Source organism: Acinetobacter colistiniresistens, assembly GCF_000413935.1.
GTDB classification, from domain to species: Bacteria; Pseudomonadota; Gammaproteobacteria; order Pseudomonadales; family Moraxellaceae; genus Acinetobacter; species Acinetobacter colistiniresistens.
In genome coordinates this window covers 94,782-114,514 of record NZ_KE340376.1, presented here as the reverse complement: position 1 = coordinate 114,514, position 19,733 = coordinate 94,782, and the positions used below count along the sequence as shown (strand labels likewise).

The following is a 19,733-nucleotide window of genomic DNA, read 5'->3' as shown; positions in this document are numbered from 1 at the left end:
ATAAAAAAGCCTCTGAATGAGGCTTTTTTATTTTTATGGCTTATTTTAGCGTTGGGTCACCCTGTTTCAGGAAGAAACGTAAAGTAAGCTTTTGTACCCAAGTTCCATAAGGCGGATAGAACAGTTGCGTTGGGAAGAAACGATGACGGGCAAACACGGTTTTCGCATGTGAAAGCTCACGGAAACCTTCTTCACCATGATAAGTCCCCATTCCTGAGTTCCCGATCCCACCAAAGGGCGCATCATGGTTGACGACATGCCAGCCCCAGTCATTGATGGTCACACCGCCAGAATGGGTCTGTTTTAAGATGTACTCACGTTCATGCGCATCAAGGCTGAAACAGTACAACGCCAAAGGCCGCTCGCCGGCTTGAATATAGTGAATCGCATCATCCAGTGTGTCATAAGCAAGCACAGGTAAAACGGGGCCAAACAGTTCTTCTTTAAGAATACGCATGTCTGCTGTGCAATTCAGCACGATATGTACAGGCATACGACGCGCATCTTGCGCTCGATCATACTCACCACAGACAATGATTTGAGCACCTTTGGCTTGTGCATCATCCAGTATTTCAAGTAAACGCTTCAGATGACGATCACTGATAATCGAGGTGTAATTGTCATTATGATGAATATTGTTGCCATACATCTGGGTGAAATTGGATTGGCATTCTGCGACGAACTCATCCACTTTTTCTTTAGGTACCAGTGCATAGTCAGGTGCAACACAGATCTGACCACAGTTGGTTGCTTTACCATGTAATATACGTTTCGCGGCATCGGCCAAAGGATAATTTCGGCTGACGAAAGCTGGAGATTTACCGCCTAATTCTAGTGTTACAGGTGTGAGGTTTTCAGCCGCTGCACGCATTACGACACGGCCAATCGCAGGCGAACCTGTGAATACAATATGGTTGAATGGCAAGGTGGTAAATTGTGCCGGGTCCAGAATTTCCTCACCAAAAACTGCGACTTCATCTTCACTGAAAATCTCAGCTAGCATACGTCTCACCACTGCATTGGTAGCAGGTGTTACTTCAGGCAGTTTAATCATGACACGATTGCCCGCAGCAATGGCAGCAATTAAAGGTCCTAAGGCCAAGTAAACAGGGAAGTTCCAAGGCACAATCACTCCAACCACACCTTTAGGTTGGTATTGCACACGTAAGCGGTTGGATAAAAAGAGCAGTTCAGTCTGGCGTTTACTTGGACGCATCCAGCGTCTCAAGTGGCGAATCGCATGTTCTGCTTCGAGTACTGAACCGAGCAAATCGAGCAATTTTGATTCATCAGCCGAGCGTGAACTAAAGTCCGTATTAATTGCGCTTGCAATGACATCCTGATAACGGATGATCTGTTTTTTAATGTGCAATAGCTTACTGCGACGCTCATCTAGATCTGGGTAGGGTTTAGCATCAAAAGCGGTGCGTTGTTGTTTAAAAACCGAAAGCATATGTTCAGTTGCTGAATCACCGAATGGTTGAGAAGTTGAAAGTGTCATTGTTGCTCCTTTCATGCTTATTAGTAGAAGAGACTTTATGATTGATGCGTTTTGTAGTCGATGTTAAATTGAGACAACAAAAAGTAATTTCGTGCCATTATGCATCATCACTCAAGGGATGAGGTGAAAAAATGCGTAAACATGCTGATAAGCAAACGATGATTGAAGCTCGATACGATCATACAGGACTGGCTCAGCATGTTCCTTTGCTTGGTTTAACCAGCTTATTCAATGAAATGCAGCAGCAGGGTTATTCCATAGCCGAGGTGTTGGAGGGGACAGGAATTGCAGATGAAGCGCTGACAAGTGCGGCTACTCATGTTTCTCAATATCAAAAAATACAACTTTTTCGGAATATTCAACGATTGTCAAAAGACCCCCTAGTTGGGATACATGCAGGCCAAAAGCAACGTTTATCTGATTTTGGGGTCTATGGATATGCCTTGTATTCGTCCCGTAATCTTCGGCAGGCGGCTGATTTGGGGATACGCCATATTAAGCTGGCAGGACCTGTATTAAAAAAAACCTTTCATATTCAAAATGACATGGCTATTTTTGAAGGTCATGAAATTATTGCGCTGGGTCGATTGCTACCGTTGGTCTGTGAGTTTTGGTTTAGCTCAATGCAAAGTTTAATTGAATGTGTATTAGAAGCCCCATTTCAAGGGAAAAAACTATTACTGCCTTATCCAGCGCCTGATTATGCAGATGAATATCAAAAAGTATTTCGCTGCCCCATAGAGTTTGATGCAGATGTGATGCAATGGCATTTTGATCTTGATTGGTTGGAAAAGCCATGTCCGAATGCCAACCCGATTACGGCAGATATGTGCCAGTCCTTTTGTGAGCGGATGTTGGGTACAACTGATCATGTACAAGAACCTGAGTTAATTCGAACAATTCGACTGATTCTATTAGATGCAGTGGGGCATTTCCCAACAGCTCAAGAAATTGCAGAGCAATTACATTTGTCTAAACGAACTTTGTACCGGCGCTTGGCGGAGACCGAGCTGAGCTATCAGGAAATTTTAGATAGCACCAGAAGACGGCTCGCTGATGAGTACTTGGCCACAAGCTTGAGTATTGATGAAATTGCTGAAAGATTGGGTTTTTCTGATACCTCAAATTTTAGAAAAGCTTATCGAAGCTGGGTGGGTATTTCACCAAATGAATATAGGGTGCATAAAACTAAGGAATTTGGATTTAAATAATGGGTGTTTTTATCAAAATATGATTTTTTTAATTTTATTTTAATATCTTTTAATTATAATAATTATTCTCAATTTTTAAGGACATTAAAATGATGTCGATTTCAATTCATTTTAATTTGAATAGAAGTTTTATAAATAAATGATATTTACTTTGATTATCTTTTAGCTGTGATCGTTGTTTTTTTAATCTAAAAGTGCACCATAATATGGCACTTCTATTCTCTGGATATCGTGTTTTGATTATTTATTATTCAGTTGCTTGTGCTGTTTGGTATATGGTTTGTAATTAAAAACTATTAATAATCATAATTTTATATTTAATATATGTTTGTATTATTTTAAAGTATTTTTCATGTGAATGGATGCGTTAAGAATATAATTAAATTAAATGAATTGCCTAAACTTAAATCGCATAGAATCTGTGCTGGATTAGGGTAGCGGTTTACCCAATAAAAAAACTTAATATGCTAAGGATTGCTTTCAATGCTGACTTTTTTAGGTATCAGCATGATCATGTGTTTTATGTATTTGATCATGTCAAAACGTCTCAGTGCATTAGTTGCATTAATTTTAATTCCATTTATCTTCGCAATTATCGCTTGGGGCTTAGGTTTTTATTTTGAAAGTCTAAGTCATATTCAATTGGCTGAACTCGGCAATACCATGTTGGAGGGGATTAAAAAACTTGCGCCAACAGGAGTAATGTTACTTTTTGCCATCTTATATTTTGCATTAATGATTGATTCTGGGTTATTTGACCCTTCAGTAAGATGGATTTTAAAGAAAGTAAAAGGTGATCCATTAAAAATTACTTTAGGAACTGTATTTTTAACTTTATTGGTTTCTTTAGATGGTGATGGTTCAACCACTTATATGATTTGTGTGGCAGCAATGATGCCCCTATACAAACGTGTTGGCATGAACCCACTGATTATGACTTGCCTTATGTTGCTCTGTAGTGGGGTCATGAATTTGACACCATGGGGTGGACCAACCGCACGTGCAGCGAGTGCTTTACAGGTCGATGCCAGTGAAGTCTTTATTCCAATGATTCCATCCATGATTGTTGCTGCTGCTTGGTTATTCTTCTTGGCCTATCTTTATGGCATGTACGAGCGCAAACGTTTAGGTGTGATTGAACTGGTTGATATTAGTCATGCGGATGAGATTTCCATTTCTAAAGATCCAGAAGCTCAGCGCCCGCATTTACGCTGGTTTAACGGTATTCTAACACTCGTTTTAATGGCATCTTTGGTAAAAGGGATTTTACCAATGTCGATCTTGTTTATGCTGGGTTTCTGTATTGCCTTAGTGGTGAACTATCCTTGCGTCAATATGCAGAAAAAACGTATTGCAATGCATGCAGACAGTGTATTGGCCGTGGTTGGTGTTATTTTTGCGGCAGGTGTTTTTACTGGAATTCTGTCTGGTACAGGTATGGTTGAAGCGATGTCTAAAGGTTTCGTGGCTGTGATTCCACCAAGTCTAGGACCTTATTTGGCGCCGATTACAGGGGTGTTGAGTATGCCATTGACATTCTTTATGTCAAACGATGCCTTCTATTTCGGTGTATTACCGATTTTGGCTGAAGCTGCTTCACATTATGGAATTGCACCCGTTGAAATTGCACGTGCTTCTATTATCGGTCAGCCAATTCATTTATTATCTCCGCTGGTTCCTTCAACTTATTTATTATGTGGTTTGGCTGCTGTTGAAATGGGGGATCATCAAAAATTTACCCTGAAATGGGCATTTATTACCTGTTGTGTATTAATGGGTAGTGCTTTGATATTTGGTGTTTTCCCATTTTATAATATCTGAGTTGAATTACTCATATGCTTTTATATTCTGGAAAATATAAAAGCATATTATCTTGAGTCTATTCTAGTTTACTTTTAATTTTTTGCTTGGAATATAGCGAAATAGGCGTGTTTTTTTAATTTTTTAGATGGTTAGGTCAATAAAAATGAAGATGAAAATTGTATTTGCAATGCTGATGAGTATTGCCGCAAGTTCTACTTTTGCAGCTCCAAAAATCTATGGAGAAATTGATGTAAGTTTAGATTATTTACCTGAAATAAATGCAAATTCATCCAACCGTGACGTATGGAAAGTGAATAGTAATAGTTCATTTCTCGGGATTAAGGGTGAAGAAAAATTAACCGAACATTTAAGTGCGATTTATTTAGCAGAATGGGCATTTTACGCAGATGGTGATAAAACAGACTGGTCACAACGAAATCGTTTTGTAGGATTAAAAGATGACCGTTTTGGTGCAATTAAAATTGGTAAACATAATACCCCGTTAAAGGATTTATCCAGCCCTGTAGATAGTTTTAATAACTATATCAGTAATAAAGCCGATATTACGGGCATTATGACGGGTGAAAACCGGGTCAATAATGTCGTGGTCTATGACTCACCTGAAATTGCGTTGAATGGCGGTAATGTCGAAGCAAGTGTTTTACTTGCAACGGGCGAGAGCCGAGGGATTGAAGATGACAAACGTGGTGGCGTAAATGTTGCTGGACGTGGTTTAGGGGATGCTTGGTCTGCATCGCTCAGTTATAGCCATCCATTGTTTTTGGTGGGTGTAGGCTATGATAAAGCCATTCCAAGTGACTTTTTAGGGCATGGTTTGTTGAATGCGGCAGAGACTGAAACCCAAGTGGAAGAGGTCTTTGCAGCAGCGAATACAGTCCGTGTCATTGGTCGTTTGACACCAATAGAAGGGCTGGCACTGAAAACGCTGTACCAGACTTCTAAAGTTGCAGATAAAAAGGGCAATGATCTAGCTGCGATGAATATTGATGATTCACAAGGCTGGTTGATTGGTGCCGAATACAAATTGCCGAATCAGTCCAAATGGGCGGTGAAAGCCCAATATAGCCAAAACTCAACCAGCTTTAAAAATGGTGAGTCGGATTTTGATGCGAAGCAATTACTGGTGGGTACCGATTATTCATTTAATAAACAAGTGAAACTCTACGGTTATGCAGGTTATTCAACCTTCGAGCAGGCGAGTGCGAAAGATAAGCAACCTGTTGTAGGGAGTGGCTTAGAATTTAAATTCTAAAAAGGAAATACCAGGAATAAATAGGATGAAGTCATCCTATTTATTCTGTAAAATGAGAGTTGCTTCTCGTTTAATATGTAAAAAAGATTTTGTTGTCTAAATATTTGAAAAATAAAATATAAAAAATTCACAATTATTTCATTTTTATCTTGTAAAGTGGTGCTACAAAGCTGTCATGGACTGTGTGGATAGAACCGAAAATGATTTTCGAAAATTTTAATATTTTTTTATTCAATCATATCAATTCCTTTGCTACTGAATCTCCTGTTTTAGACAAGCTTGCCATTTTTTCTGCAAATGATTTAAATACGGTGTTTATCAGTTTCCTGGTCTTCTTGTTAGTGATTCAATGGAAAACGTATAGTCTTTTATTTGCGAAAACCTTATTGATCGTGCTCTTTTCACTGATATTAAGTGACTTAATTGAATTTTTTTATCACCATCCACGTCCATTTCAGCTCAATTTAGGGCATAAGCTGATTGGTCATGGTTCAAGTTCATCTTTTCCAAGTCAGCATACTTTAACGGTGACCATCATTGCATTTTCGTATTGGGTAGCTGGATTTAAGAAGATTGGTTTGCTTGGCTTAGGTGTAGGCGTTATTGTTGGCTTATCTCGGATTTTTGTAGGCGTCCATTTTCCGTTTGATGTGATTGGTTCTTTTGTGATTGGCTTTATGCTGGTGGTCTTTGTCAATTATGTTTTGAAAGAACTGGCGATCAGAATAAGAAGATTAAAGGCTGTACGGCTGATCGATTAAGTATAAGAAATGTATGGGTTGATAATAAAAAAACGGAGCAATGCTCCGTTTTCTATTGATTTTGTTATTTGGCGGGTTGGATGTCTAGCTCAAAGGTCCATGTGGTTGCACTTGATGCATTACTTGGATCGGCGTATTTAACATCTTTGAGATGCAGACGTGCGTAGCTATTGCCTTTATTGCCTCTAATGATGGTTGCACTATTGGTGTTTGCTTTCAGCATATGCGCAGCTTGTAAGCCATCTGCTTGTGCGGCAGCTAATGTCGGGTAGTAGTTATACCAACCATACGATAATTTTTGCGGGTAAGCGCCTTGGAAGGTTGGGTTTAAAATGGAGGTAATGCTATTGGAACCCCATTTTACATTCGTTGTTGATACGGCGGCTTTTAGGTCTGCTTCAGTTGTTAGGTATGCGTTCGTATTTTTAAATTGTTCCGTAATTGCTTTGCCATCAGCAGAATAGAAACCTGCAGGTTGTGAGGCAACCATACTGCCAATACCTTGGTTAAGCTGTACGTTATAACGGTTAAATGCCAATTGCCACTTTGCATTTGCATCTTTGGTAGTCATTCCTGTGCTGAGATCGACATAATTCCAGCCTTGGGTTGCATCAATGGTTAAGGTTTTTACATCGTGAGGAAGCTGGGTATTGATATAGCGGATCGAGATATAACCAGACGTTGTGCCTTGGTAATAATTATAAATCTGTACAGCGAAAACTGGCTTTTCATAAGTACCGACTACATTTTTAGAGCTTGAATCGGTGGTGACTAAGAATGTTTTGAAATTTGGTGACATGCGATGATCACCAAATAAATCATATTCGAAGAAGCTGTTACTGCCAGAGGTTGTATCCATAAATGCATTGCTATACGCATCTACACTCCATGCCTGTGCTGGCAAGCTGCCACCTTGCGTTGCATCCAGTTCTTTAGATAGATTTTCCCAAGTTGCATCAAAGGGCGAGTAAAGCACGCCGCCATTGCCTGAACCACTGACGCCACTGTTTGAAAAAAGTAGGGGGGTACGCGTACCCATGGCAAATTTCAAATCCCATTCAGCCGTTGTACAAGAAATTTCTGCTTGAGTGTCAATATCATAGCAATAGGAGTTATTGGCACTTGGCGTTACACTCCATTGTTTAGCTTTTACCGTAAATAAATCTGTTTTTGTTGCAGGTGGATTGCTATTTCCACCATTATCAGAAGAACCACCACCGCCACCACAGGCAATGAGTAGGGTACTTAAAGTACTTAGAGCAAATAATTTAGCTAAATTTAAATGAGACATGGTTGAGTGATCCTTTGAAGATTATTTCAGATTGCTATTCCAGTTAAAGCGCAACCCCATGTAGCTATATCGTCCGGCGATCGGTCGATAATCTACTGCGCTAGAAAAGTTACGTTGTTCATTGAACATATTGTCGATGCCTGCAAAGGCACTGATATATCTGTTAATGCGGTAATCAATTTGTGAGTCAAAAGTGATCCAGCTTGGAGATTGTTTTTGGTTGCTACTGTCCCCGTATTCATCACTTTGATAACGACCTCTTAAAGTCAAATCGAATTGATCATTCAGGGCATAATCCGCACCTAAACGCGCAATATGTTTTGGTCGTCTTGTTAAAAGGGTATTTGTAGTTTTATCTTTCGCTTCGGTATAGGTATAAGCGCCATTCAGGGAAAGATACGGTGTCAGATTCCATTTGACAGCACTTTCAAAGCCTTTGGTTTCAGCTTTGGCAACGTTGCTATAGCTATATTGGGTAATACCATTCAGTGTTGTAGCATTGTCATAGTCTGTTTGAATGAGGTCTTTAACATCGTTCCAGAACAGGTTGAAGTCGGCATTCCAATGTTCATTTTGAACGAGGCTAAGTCCGAGTTGATAGCTATCAGATGACTCTGGTTTTAGATTAGGATTACCAATCACGATATAACCTAAGTGACTATGATCAAAAGAATAAAAGCGTTCTTTGAGATTGGGAACACGATAGCCCTGACCATAACTTAAGCGTAAATCTGCCAATAGGTCATTTTGTTCATAAAAGCGATATTTGGTGCTGAGTTTAAAGGCATTGTGGTCACCAAAATCATCATCATTTTGGAAACGCCAACCGATGACGGCATCGAGATTTGAGACTATATTAAAATCATTCTGCACATAGAATTCATGGCGATCACGTTTGACACTGCCTCCCTGCATCTCAAATTTACCGTTGTTGCTTTGTTCTAACTTTTCTTCATGCCAGTCATAGCCTAACTGCCAATTCTGCTTCCGCCATGTTGGTAGCGTGAGCTGCGAGCTGAGATGATTATTTTCTTGTTTTGAATTTCTCAATGCAGATAGATAACCATCTACAGTTTGAACTGAAGTGGAATCATAGGTTTCATGGACTGCCTTTAAATCGACTTTGGTCGTATCCATGAGGTTGAATTGAGATCCTGCGCTAAAACGTTGACGCTCGATGTCTTCAACTTTGTATTGCTTTAAATCAAATGGGGATACAAAGAGTAAACTGCGTTGATGATCTTTTTCTTTGTATTCATTGAAATCTGCCCAAAGCATAAATTGCTCTGAGGGTTGCCACGCACCATAAACTGCATATTGTTGGCGTTTTTGTTCATCACCTTGTTGTGCGTAGTTCTCTGGTTTTACCGCAAATCCATCATTGTTGGATTGATCCGCAATAATACGGCCTTTCAAGTTTGCATTTGCGGCTTGAATACTGATTTTCTGATGGTGATTATTGATTGAGGTACTTTTTCCATCTGCATTTTGTTTGCCATAGGAGCCAATATCGATCTGCCCTGAAACTGAGACACCTTCTTGAACTTTTTGGGTAATGATATTAATCACACCACCCATTGCCGATGAGCCATATTGTGCTGATGCAGCACCTTTAATCACCTCAATACGCTCAATTGCCCCAATTAAATATTGATCTAAATCAACGGTAGAGCTGGTGCTGGCTGCAAGCGGTAAGCCATCAATCAAAATCAGTACTTGATCACTACTCAGGCCTTGTAATGAAATTTCATAGCCTGATTTTCCATGAATCTCTCTTAACAAAATCCCTGGAATGTTTTCCAAAGCATCTTTTAGGGTGATCGCATTGGTTCGCTTGAGTTCATCTTCACTGATAATTTCAGTTCGAATAGGGCTATCAATTAATTTTTTTTCTGAACGTGTTCCCGTTACCACGATCGTGTCAAGGACATAAGAGGTTGCTTTGGTCATAACCCCTGTCGTTTGCCCAATGGCATGGGTGGCTGGGGAGATTAAGCCTACTGCTAAAAGGGAAGCAAATAAAAAATTAGGTCTAGGAGAAAATTGGGGAGACAGCATATTCACAGTATTTGATCGCAATGAAAATTATTCCATAATTTAAATGGTAATCATTCTCATAATAATTTACAATGCTTTACAGGTTTATTTCAAAAAGATACATACGGCTGAACTTTGAAAAGTTGTTTTATCTGTTTGAATCAGTAATTTAGTGTTGAATTGAGATTTTTTTATGAAACTTAAGCTGTCTTATGTTTTGGTTACGGCATTTGTCATGGGGATAACAAGTGTAAATGCGGCACAACAGCCAATAAAACTAGCTGAGGCATTACAGCAGCAATCTTTACATGAAGATCTGACACAGGAACAAGCGCGCCAAGCCATTTTGAAAATGGCAGGAGAGTACAAAGTTGACTTCCGTTTTGAAGAGCTTTATTCACTCAAACAAGGTTATGAACTCAAAGATGATGATTTATCCAGTGGCCACGAAACCGTTATTGTCATAGAAAATACACCGAACAAAGTGTCATTACAGCATATCTTGGTTGCGGGTGGGCAAGTGGTAAAACACTGGCGTCAAGATTGGGAATATGAACCTACTAAAATGTGGAGCTATATTGGTGACTATCGCTGGAAAAGCATTGATCTAAAAAAAGCTGAAAGCAACGGTAAATGGTTACAAACAGTATGGCAAGTTGATGATTCACCCCGTTATGCTGGTTTAGGCAAATGGACCAAAGACAACGGTGTTGTTGAATGGGTATCCAATGAAACCTATCGCCCATTGCCACGCCGTGAACATACTACGCGTAATGATTATGATGTGATTATCGGTATCAATCGACACGCAATCACAGCGACAGGTTGGGTACATGAGCAAGATAATATTAAATTTGATAGCAAAACCAATACCGCACTTGCACGTGAACTTGGTGTTAACCAGTACAACAAAGTTGAAGGCTATGATTTCAAAGCGGCTTATGATTACTGGAAGACCAATGCAGCGTATTGGAGTGCGGTCAGAGGGGCATGGAGTAATGCATTTAACCAGAATCAAATTGTTGCGTTAAAATTTGCAGCGAAAAATGAGAAGTCTCATTTTAGCTATTTTAATGACCAAGCTGAGTCTGTTGCAGGGAAAGCTGTCAAAGCAGAACAACTTCAATCACAAGCAAAAACTTTGCTAAACCAGCAGCTGATTGAAGGCAAAATCCAGTAATGCTCGACAAAAATAAAAAGCTCATGGATATGGGCTTTTTATTTTTCAGCAGATTTATACAGAATTTATTCGGTACAGCAATAAATTTACGCACTGTTTACGTTACTTCTCTACGGGTCTCTACTAAGCTGATTCTAACCCTATAACTCGAGTGACCAGCGATGAGTGCTGTACTTGTTGAGATCAATCATCCTTCTGCACTTAAAAAGTATCTTGATACCGCAATGCAGAAACATGATGTTGATGTGCATACGATAAAGAATTTATTTATAGAAGAAGTCGAAGCTTATTTAGAACACTACCCAGACACACAACATATCGATATCTATTTATGTGATTTGAATGGACATTTGCGCGGTAAACGTATTGATATTGGTTGTCTACGAAATCTGGCCAAAGGCTGTTATTTCCCCTTGTCCATTTATGCCATGAGTTTAGAGGGCAAAGTCATTGAGGAAACTGGTCTTGGGAAATATATCGGGGAGCCTGATTATTTATGTGAACCTGTTTTGGGAACACTACAACCCCATGCGATTGAGCCTGAAACAACCGCACAGTTATTACTCAGCATGAAACAGAACATGCATCAAGATTGTTTATTTGAACCGCGCAACATCTTGAAAAAAATCAGCACCCGATTGCATCATCAAAACTATTTTCCCTGCATTGCAGCAGAAATTGAGTTCTATTTGCAGCCCCTGAACATGGCGGGGGATGTTGAGGAAACCATAACGCAATGTTTTGATATCAATACCTCTGACCATTATCAAAATGTGCTGAATGAGATTGAATGGGTTGCAAAGCAGCAGGGTATTCAGATTACCGGTATTGTCTCTGAGTCTTCTTCAAGTCAGTACGAGATCAATCTGCAGCATACGACAGAGATTTTAAAGCTATGCGATCAAATCATGTTGTTAAAAAGAACAATTAAACAGATTGCCAATAAATATGATCTGCGTGCTAATTTTCTGGCGAAGCCTGAGATACATAAAGCGGGTAGTGGGATGCACTTCCATATGAGCCTTTTAGATCAGAATCACCTGAATCTGTTTAGTTCGAATGCAGAGCCATCCGAAGCATTGTTAAAAGTCATCAGTGGCTTATTGTTATTTATGCCTGATTCAATGGCAATTTTAGCGCCAAACCTGAATTCCTTCCGCCGTTTCAAGTTCGGCCATCATGTGCCGCTAGAGGCCAATTGGGGCGTTAATAATCGTAACGTGGCAATTCGCATTCCTTGTTCAGATCAAGACAATCAACGTTTGGAGTATCGGGTTGCCGGAGCGGACTGTAATCCTTATTTGGCTGTAGCTACAATTTTGATAGGAACATTGCATGGTCTAACGCATCAATTAGAAATTCCTAAGCAAGCGCATCAATTAAAACTGAAAAGTGAGCATGTGTTATTGCCAACTGAGCAAATACAAGCATTGAAGCTATTGAAGGCGAATCGGTATCTGAATGAATATTTAGGCAAAGCATTTGTCGATGTTTGGTGTACCGTGAAGCAAGCCGAGTATCAGAGTGTTTATAGTCAGATTACCAGTATAGAAAGAAACTGGGATATTTAGCAGGTTGTCGTTATTTACATTGGAGCCAGATAGGGTATGCGCTTAGCGGGACTCGAACCCACGTCGGTCGCTTAGGAGGCAACTGCTCTATCCAGTTAAGCTATAAGCGCATAATTTTATGATTATAAACAAAAAAGTGATTGCATAAGCAATCACTTTTTAATGAAACCGATCAACTGTTAATCTTCAGTTTTACGATTTAAAAACTTATAGAAAATAAACATGGCGACGATCCAGATTGGAATCATCAGTACAGATTCTTTAAAACCTTGTTGCCACATGATATACAGCACCACACCAATAAATGCTAAAACCAGATAGTTACTGAATGGAGACCATAAAGCTGGGTACGAAGTCTTGATTTGGGCTGTTTTGATATGGCGTCTGTATTTCAAGTGCGTCAAGCTGATCATGGCCCAGTTTAAAACGAGTGCACCAACAACGACATACATTAAATGTCCGAGCGCATCTTCTGGCACAAAGTAGTTTAACAACACACAACCAAAGATCAGGAACGCAGAGAGCAGTACTGCTGGAACTGGGACACCTTGTTTATTGGTTTTGGTAAAGACTTTCGGTGCATTACCTTGTTGAGCCAAACCAAATACCATACGGCTGTTGGCATACATTCCGCTGTTATAGACGGATAATGCTGCTGTCAGGATAATAAAGTTAAGTAAATGTGCTGCCCAGCCAATGCCCATCTGACTGAAAATCATGACAAATGGACTTTTATCTAAGCCACCAAGATCGAGTTGGTTCCAAGGCACAAGTGATAAGAGAATGGCAAGCGAACCGACATAGAACACCAAAATACGAATGACCACTTGGTTAATCGCCTTAGGAATGGTTGTCTTTGGATCTTTGGCTTCTGCCGCAGCCATACCAATCAGCTCAATTCCCCCAAAGGCAAACATCAAGAAAGCCAGCATATAGAACAAGCCTTCGAAGCCATGCGGGAAAAAGCCGCCATGTGACCAAAGGTTGCTAAATGAGGCTGTTGAGTTGGCATCTGCAGTGAAGAGTAGGAACAAACCAAACAAGATCATGGCAACCACAGCAGTTACCTTGATGATTGCTAACCAGAACTCTGATTCACCATAAAATTTAACATTGGTCAGGTTTACTGCCGTAATCACGACAAAGAAAAATAATACAGACTGCCATGCCGGGATTTGCGGCCACCAGTAATTAATATATTTCCCTACAGCCGTTAGCTCAGTCATGGCGACAAGGATGTAGAGAACCCAATAATTCCAGCCGGTGATAAAGCCTGGAAATTTACCCCAATACTTATAAGCAAAATGGCTAAATGAACCTGCAACAGGTTCTTCAACAATCATTTCACCTAAATGGCGCATGATGAGAAAAACAATCAAGCCACCAATTGCATACCCCAAAATAATGGATGGTCCAGCAGACTGGATAATTTGCGCAGAACCTAAAAATAAGCCCGTACCAATCGCTCCACCCATGGCAATGAGTTGGATATGGCGGTTTTTTAGTCCACGCTGAAGTTGAGAAGAATCGTTGTTCAAAGGACTGAGCTCGACGAGGAATTAACTGGATTATTCTAATAGATTCAAAGATTTTCGCCTAGTAAAAGTACAGCGATGCCATGACTGCGAAGTTGTCTTGATAAGTTGTTTAAAATCATTTGTTTGTATGAATATTAAAATGAAAATTGCTGTAAATTTAGACGCTTGAATTCAGTCCTTGTTTTTCCCGACAGACGGATTGGAATTTCTGCCATTGTGCAAGTAAGGAAACCGACCCAATATAAGGTCGAGATTTGAGCTCGCGTGACCGATCCTAAAACAATTGGTCGTATGGTATTTTTGAATGCCATGCAGTAACTTTAGACTCAAAACCAATCTGCACCAAGAACATGATAAAAGGATGAAATTGACATGAGCTCAGTACCGCAAATCAAAGTCCCAGCAACCTATATGCGTGGCGGAACAAGTAAAGGTGTATTTTTCAAACTAGATGATTTACCTGAAGCGGCGCAAGTAGCGGGCAAAGCACGTGATCAACTTCTCCTTCGTGTAATTGGGAGCCCAGATCCTTATGGGAAACAGATTGATGGGATGGGAGGAGCGACCTCTAGTACCAGTAAAACTGTGATTTTGGCAAAAAGCGCACAACCAGAACACGACGTCGACTATTTATTTGGTCAGGTATCGATTGATCAACCTTTTGTCGACTGGAGTGGAAATTGCGGTAATTTAACTGCTGCGGTTGGTTCATTTGCCATTTCAAATGGTTTGGTTGATGCCGCGCGTATTCCTGAAAATGGCATTTGCACAGTACGGATCTGGCAGAAGAATATTCAAAAAACCATCATTGCACATGTTCCGGTGACCAATGGGCAAGTACAGGAAACTGGTGAGTTTGAGCTGGATGGGGTGACTTTCCCTGCGGCGGAAGTGCAAATTGAATTTTTAGATCCTGCCGATGATGGCGAAGAAGGGGGCGATATGTTCCCGACAGGAAATGTGGTGGATCAACTGGAAGTGCCTGAAGTGGGGACATTCCAAGCAACATTTATTAATGCGGGGATTCCAACCATTTTCCTCAATGCCGAAGAGATTGGCTATCAAGGCACTGAATTGCAAGATCAGATCAATAGTGATGCAGCTGCTTTAGCACGTTTTGAGAAAATCCGTGCTTATGGTGCAGTACAAATGGGGCTGATTAAAGATATTTCTGAAGCAGCAGCACGTCAGCATACGCCTAAAATTGCCTTTGTATCCCCACCTAAAAGCTATAACTCATCTAGTGGTAAGGCGGTTGCGGCAAGCGAGGTCGATTTATTGGTACGTGCTTTGTCGATGGGTAAATTACATCATGCCATGATGGGAACGGCAGCAGTTGCAATTGGTACGGCAGCCGCGATTCCAGGCACTTTGGTTAATTTAGCCGCAGGTGGGGGCGAGCGTGAAGCGGTTCGTTTTGGTCATCCATCTGGAACCTTACGTGTTGGAGCTCAGGCTGAGTTGATTGATGGCAAATGGTCAGTGAAAAAAGCCATCATGAGCCGCAGCGCCCGTGTATTGATGGAAGGTTGGGTGCGTGTACCGGGCGATGCTTTCTAATTTTTTATTCTAAATTTATTGCTAAGGCCTTCATTTGAGGGCCTTATTATTTTGAATCGAATAAAAAGACAAATCCCTTTTTTTCAGATAAAAAGTGTTATGATGTCAACATTCTGACAAGTCTTGTCAACTTCCTTTTATTAAGATTTCCCGAGGCAATTGTGTCATCTATTTCTCAAGTTAATGCGGATGTTCTCATACAAGCTCAACAACGTATTCAACAAGATTTATTGACAGCATTGGCTGCATTCTCAATTCCAGAACCTTTAAAGGCTGCCGTTCATCATGCAGTGATGTTAGGTGGAAAGCGCATTCGTCCTGCACTCTGTTATGCAGCAGCTTCGTTACAGTCGAATCATAATTTTGCAGCGGCGCGTCGTGCCGCAGTTGCAGTTGAACTGATCCATTGCTATTCATTGGCACATGATGATTTGCCTTGTATGGACAATGATTTGCTGCGCCGTGGCCAACCCACCTGTCATGTCGCCTTTGGTGAAGACACGGCTCTATTAGCGGGTGATATTTTACAATCCATGGCCTTTGAAATTTTGGGCAGTCGTTTATTCGACGAACAAGGACAGGGAACCGAGGCTGCTATTGTCTTGAAGCAGGTACAGATTTTAGCAACCGCCAGTTCAAGAATGGTCTGTGGGCAGGTTCTTGATTTACAGGCAGAAGGGGCTAATAAACAGGTAGATCAAACTGAATTAGAGAATATTCACCGTAATAAAACCGGTGCATTGATTCAAGCTGCAATCATGATGGGGGCGGTAACTATCTTTGCAGGTACTGATCAGGCGATTCCAAAATTACGCCAGTTTGGACAGAGCATTGGTCTAGCCTTTCAAGTACAAGATGATATTTTGGATATTACGGCGAGCACTGAGACTCTCGGTAAAACAGCGGGTAAAGATGAGCAAATGCAAAAATCGACTTATCCTGCCTTAATGGGCTTAGCGCAGGCACAAGTTTATGCGCAAAGCTTGCATGATCAAGCCTTTGAAGCCCTTGCTTATTTTGGTGAAGATGCCAAAGAACTCGTTGCGATTTCTCAATTCTTGCTCGCACGTAAAAGTTAAGCTAAGCGATAGCCCTCTACTTGATCAATAATAAATAACAATGGGGTGCGGTTACATGAAGGATGAACAATTAGAACAAGTGGCGCTTGAATACGGACAGCAACTGGCTTTTTCCATTCAGTCACAGCCTTTTGGCCCAGATTGTGAGGTATTCAAAATCTGCGACAAGGTATTTATGTTGATTGGGGCTTATTCGGGCAAGTTACTGGTGACGATTAAATGTAAGCCTGAGAAAAGTCTGGAATATCAGGAGCTATATCCTTCAATTTCAGCAGGCTACCATATGAATAAAAAACATTGGATCTCAATTGCCAGTGGTCATGAAATAACAGCCGATTTGCTGCAAGACTTGATTCAAGATTCTTATGATTTAGTGGTGGAAAAACTTCCCGTTAAGACGCGAAAATTGCTCCAACAGCACTAAAAAATAAAGCAGCGATAACGCTGCTTTATTTTTTCAGGAGCAACGGGTTTAGTGTTTACCCATAATTCCACGAATGGCATTGAGTACATCGGCTGGAAGCACCACAGTTTTTGCGTTGCTTGATTTAGAAAGATCCTGCATCGCTTTCACATATTGCTCACCGAGTAAGTAAGCCACAGGAATTTCTTTATCACCGACTGCAGTGGTGACCATTTCAATCGCGCGTTGTGATGACTCAGCAAGAACGACCTGAGCTTCAGCATCGCGACGAGATGCTTCTAAACGACCATCTGCTTCTAGAATCGCTGCCTGTTTTTCACCATCGGCTTTGGTCACGGTCGCACGACGTTGACGTTCAGCTGCGGCTTGGGCTTCCATCGCAGCTTGCATGGTGTGTGAAGGTTGAATATCTTGAATTTCAACCGTTTTTAGGGTAATCCCCCAATCCGAAATATCATCAGAAATGGCTGCTTTCAGTTTCGCTTTAATATGATCACGAGAAGAAAGTGCATCATCCAAGTCCATTTCACCCACAATTGAACGCAGTGAGGTTTGAACGAGGTTTTGAATGGCCCATGTATAGTTTTCAATCCCGTACACCGCTTTCTCTGGTGTGGTGAGATTGATATAAGCCACTGCATTCATCACCAACACCGCATTGTCACGGGTAATTACTTCTTGCGAAGGAATATCCAAAACAATATCTTTGGTTGTGATTTTATAAGCAACTTCATCAACATAGGGAATCACGAAATTAAGACCTGGAGCCAACGTGGTATGGTATTTACCTAAACGCTGAACAATCCATTTATAACCTTGGGGAACAATGCGAACCCCTTTAAAAATGGTTATACCAATAAAAGCTAAGAAAGCTAAAACAACAATAGTACCGACAGACATTGAAAACCCTCTTTGTGTTTATGACGTATGAGGTTGAACGACTAAATCATTACCCAAAATATCAACCACGCGCACGCGATCACCCACTTGTACTGGAACAGAACAACGGCAATGCCATTCATCAGAACCTAAAACAGGCATTGAGAAGCGTACAATGATTTGTCCATGTTCAAGCCCAGTCTGGATGACCATACCAACTTGACCAATGGTTGCTTCGCGAGGGAGCCCAGCTTTGGTTTTATCAATGGACAGTGGTTTAATAAATTTGAACCAAAGAATCGTGCACAAAATAGATAAAATACCCCAAGTAATCACTTGGGTGGTAAAGCCCATCATGGGGAAAAGCCACAGTAAAATACAAACCATAACTGCTGCTATACCAAACCATAATGCAGCAAAAGCAGGCAAAATCAATTCTGAAAGAATCAGTAAAATCCCTAATACAAACCAGTGCCAAGGTTCAACTACAAATTCCATAGATTTGCTCGTCTCATTAAATGGAGTGGAGGTGAAAAAATATTCACTTTAAGCACTGTAGCAGATGATTATCTTGATGAATATACAAAGATTGTTTTTTTAGTTAGGAAATGGGCAGATGATGGTTTTTTAAGATCAACTGCCCAAGTTTATGATTAGAATTTAGATTTTGGAGCCGGTTTCAGTGCAGCAGGAGAGTTTTTGAAGGTTGTGATCGCATTCTGGATTGCTGTAATCTTGGCCTGTGCTGCTTTTTCACCTTCTAAAATGGCTTCATTACTAGACTTAAGGTCTAATGCACCCAGATGGCCAACTTTAGGTTGGATCACCACAGTGGCTTGATTCAGTTCTTCATTAATACTTTGCTGTCCCATAATATTAATGGTTTGGTCTAATAAGCCCCACATGCTTAAAGGTTTACCACCGACTGGACGGGCAGAAATGTCGACGGCAATCACAATATCAGCCCCCATATCTTTTGCAGTTTTAACAGGGATTGGGCTGACCAAACCACCATCTACATATTTGGTGTTGCCAATGACAGCAGGAACAAAGACATTGGGGATACTGCATGAAGCACGTACTGCTTGACCTGCATTACCTTTAATAAATTCTGCTTTTTTACCACTATCTAAACGTGTTGCAACTGCGGCAAAACGAATTGGAAATTGTTCAATCGGTTTATTGCCGACCTGTGTGTTGACGTAATTCTGAAGTTTCTGTCCCAGAATAATGCCTTGGCTATTCAAGGTTAAGTCACGCAAATCTGATTCTTGTAATTTCAAGGCGAGGTTTTGCATTTGATAAGGGGTTTGCCCACTGGCATAAATACTGCCGACAAAACTACCAGCACTGGTACCTGTAACAATTTTGGCTTTAATCCCATGTGACTCTAACACCTTGATGACACCAATATGGGCGAAACCTTTGGCGCCCCCACCACCGAGTGCAAGTGCAATAACCGGTTCACGTGCGTTAATCGCCGTAGTAGAGGGTGTTTTCTTTGCGGTTTGATCACAACCCAATAACGCGAAGCCAAGGACAGCCAAGCAAGACAGTCGAGCAATTTTCATATCGAATGCAGATAAAATGTACAAAAAAGATGGGCACATCAGAGCAGATTTGCC

Annotated in this window: 16 protein-coding genes and 1 tRNA gene; 9 read left to right on the top strand and 8 right to left on the bottom strand. The window is 40.7% G+C overall.

All coding sequences use genetic code 11. The features are described 5' to 3' along the window. Window positions 1-40: 40 nt before the first annotated feature. Window positions 41-1,501, bottom strand: a complete 1,461-nt coding sequence (locus F907_RS16910) for a coniferyl aldehyde dehydrogenase (protein ID WP_016651081.1) — start codon at window positions 1,499-1,501, stop codon at window positions 41-43. A 131-nt stretch (window positions 1,502-1,632) separates the two neighbouring features. On the opposite strand from F907_RS16910, the gene F907_RS16915 reads away from it, so the two are divergent. The 4 genes from F907_RS16915 (at window position 1,633) to F907_RS16930 (ending at window position 6,549) form a co-directional block, all read left to right on the top strand. Further along, window positions 1,633-2,712 carry an AraC family transcriptional regulator gene (locus tag F907_RS16915; protein ID WP_016651080.1) on the top strand — a complete coding sequence of 360 codons (1,080 nt, stop codon included), beginning with the start codon at window positions 1,633-1,635 and terminating at the stop codon, window positions 2,710-2,712. Between the two features lie 483 nt (window positions 2,713-3,195). Continuing rightward, window positions 3,196-4,533 (top strand): CitMHS family transporter, encoded by a 1,338-nt coding sequence (locus F907_RS16920; protein ID WP_016651079.1) that lies wholly within the window; start codon window positions 3,196-3,198, stop codon window positions 4,531-4,533. 145 nt (window positions 4,534-4,678) lie between these two features. Next, window positions 4,679-5,788, top strand: a complete 1,110-nt coding sequence (locus F907_RS16925; protein ID WP_016651078.1) for a porin — start codon at window positions 4,679-4,681, stop codon at window positions 5,786-5,788. A 200-nt stretch (window positions 5,789-5,988) separates the two neighbouring features. Further along, window positions 5,989-6,549, top strand: coding sequence for a phosphatase PAP2 family protein (locus F907_RS16930; RefSeq protein WP_016651077.1), 561 nt, complete (start codon window positions 5,989-5,991; stop codon window positions 6,547-6,549). 64 nt (window positions 6,550-6,613) lie between these two features. Here the strand turns inward: F907_RS16930 and F907_RS16935 are convergent, their stop codons facing one another. Next, window positions 6,614-7,840: an HmuY family protein gene (locus tag F907_RS16935; protein ID WP_016651076.1), complete on the bottom strand. Its 1,227-nt coding sequence runs from the start codon at window positions 7,838-7,840 to the stop codon at window positions 6,614-6,616. Between the two features lie 21 nt (window positions 7,841-7,861). Beyond that, window positions 7,862-9,919 carry a TonB-dependent receptor plug domain-containing protein gene (locus F907_RS16940; protein ID WP_016651075.1) on the bottom strand — a complete coding sequence of 686 codons (2,058 nt, stop codon included), beginning with the start codon at window positions 9,917-9,919 and terminating at the stop codon, window positions 7,862-7,864. Between the two features lie 151 nt (window positions 9,920-10,070). On the opposite strand from F907_RS16940, the gene F907_RS16945 reads away from it, so the two are divergent. Beyond that, the gene (locus F907_RS16945) at window positions 10,071-11,057 is read left to right on the top strand and encodes a DUF6607 family protein (protein ID WP_016651074.1); all 987 of its coding nucleotides are present in this window, start codon (window positions 10,071-10,073) and stop codon (window positions 11,055-11,057) included. Between the two features lie 161 nt (window positions 11,058-11,218). Further along, window positions 11,219-12,628 carry a glutamine synthetase family protein gene (locus tag F907_RS16950; protein ID WP_016651073.1) on the top strand — a complete coding sequence of 470 codons (1,410 nt, stop codon included), beginning with the start codon at window positions 11,219-11,221 and terminating at the stop codon, window positions 12,626-12,628. 37 nt (window positions 12,629-12,665) lie between these two features. Here the strand turns inward: F907_RS16950 and F907_RS16955 are convergent. Both F907_RS16955 and F907_RS16960 read right to left on the bottom strand, forming a co-directional pair. Then, window positions 12,666-12,738: transfer RNA gene (locus F907_RS16955), tRNA-Arg, on the bottom strand. A 69-nt stretch (window positions 12,739-12,807) separates the two neighbouring features. Then, a complete protein-coding gene (locus tag F907_RS16960) occupies window positions 12,808-14,166 on the bottom strand; it encodes an amino acid permease (protein WP_005269533.1) in 1,359 nt (452 codons plus the stop codon). A gap of 372 nt (window positions 14,167-14,538) precedes the next feature. Here F907_RS16960 and prpF point away from each other — a divergent pair, with 372 nt between their 5' ends. The 3 genes from prpF to F907_RS16975 all read left to right on the top strand — a co-directional run bounded on the left by prpF (window position 14,539) and on the right by F907_RS16975 (window position 17,229). Beyond that, window positions 14,539-15,726 (top strand): 2-methylaconitate cis-trans isomerase PrpF, encoded by a 1,188-nt coding sequence (gene prpF / locus F907_RS16965; RefSeq protein WP_016651072.1) that lies wholly within the window; start codon window positions 14,539-14,541, stop codon window positions 15,724-15,726. A 161-nt stretch (window positions 15,727-15,887) separates the two neighbouring features. Further along, window positions 15,888-16,805, top strand: coding sequence for a polyprenyl synthetase family protein (locus tag F907_RS16970; RefSeq protein ID WP_016651071.1), 918 nt, complete (start codon window positions 15,888-15,890; stop codon window positions 16,803-16,805). 55 nt (window positions 16,806-16,860) lie between these two features. Further along, window positions 16,861-17,229 carry an MmcQ/YjbR family DNA-binding protein gene (locus F907_RS16975; protein WP_016651070.1) on the top strand — a complete coding sequence of 123 codons (369 nt, stop codon included), beginning with the start codon at window positions 16,861-16,863 and terminating at the stop codon, window positions 17,227-17,229. Between the two features lie 48 nt (window positions 17,230-17,277). On the opposite strand, the gene F907_RS16980 is transcribed toward F907_RS16975, so the two are convergent. The 3 genes from F907_RS16980 to F907_RS16990 form a co-directional block, all read right to left on the bottom strand. Then, window positions 17,278-18,129 carry an SPFH domain-containing protein gene (locus F907_RS16980; RefSeq protein ID WP_004652274.1) on the bottom strand — a complete coding sequence of 284 codons (852 nt, stop codon included), beginning with the start codon at window positions 18,127-18,129 and terminating at the stop codon, window positions 17,278-17,280. A gap of 18 nt (window positions 18,130-18,147) precedes the next feature. Beyond that, the gene (locus F907_RS16985; protein WP_016651069.1) at window positions 18,148-18,606 is read right to left on the bottom strand and encodes an NfeD family protein; all 459 of its coding nucleotides are present in this window, start codon (window positions 18,604-18,606) and stop codon (window positions 18,148-18,150) included. A gap of 155 nt (window positions 18,607-18,761) precedes the next feature. Further along, window positions 18,762-19,679, bottom strand: a complete 918-nt coding sequence (locus tag F907_RS16990) for a patatin-like phospholipase family protein (protein WP_032861687.1) — start codon at window positions 19,677-19,679, stop codon at window positions 18,762-18,764. Window positions 19,680-19,733: the final 54 nt, after the last annotated feature.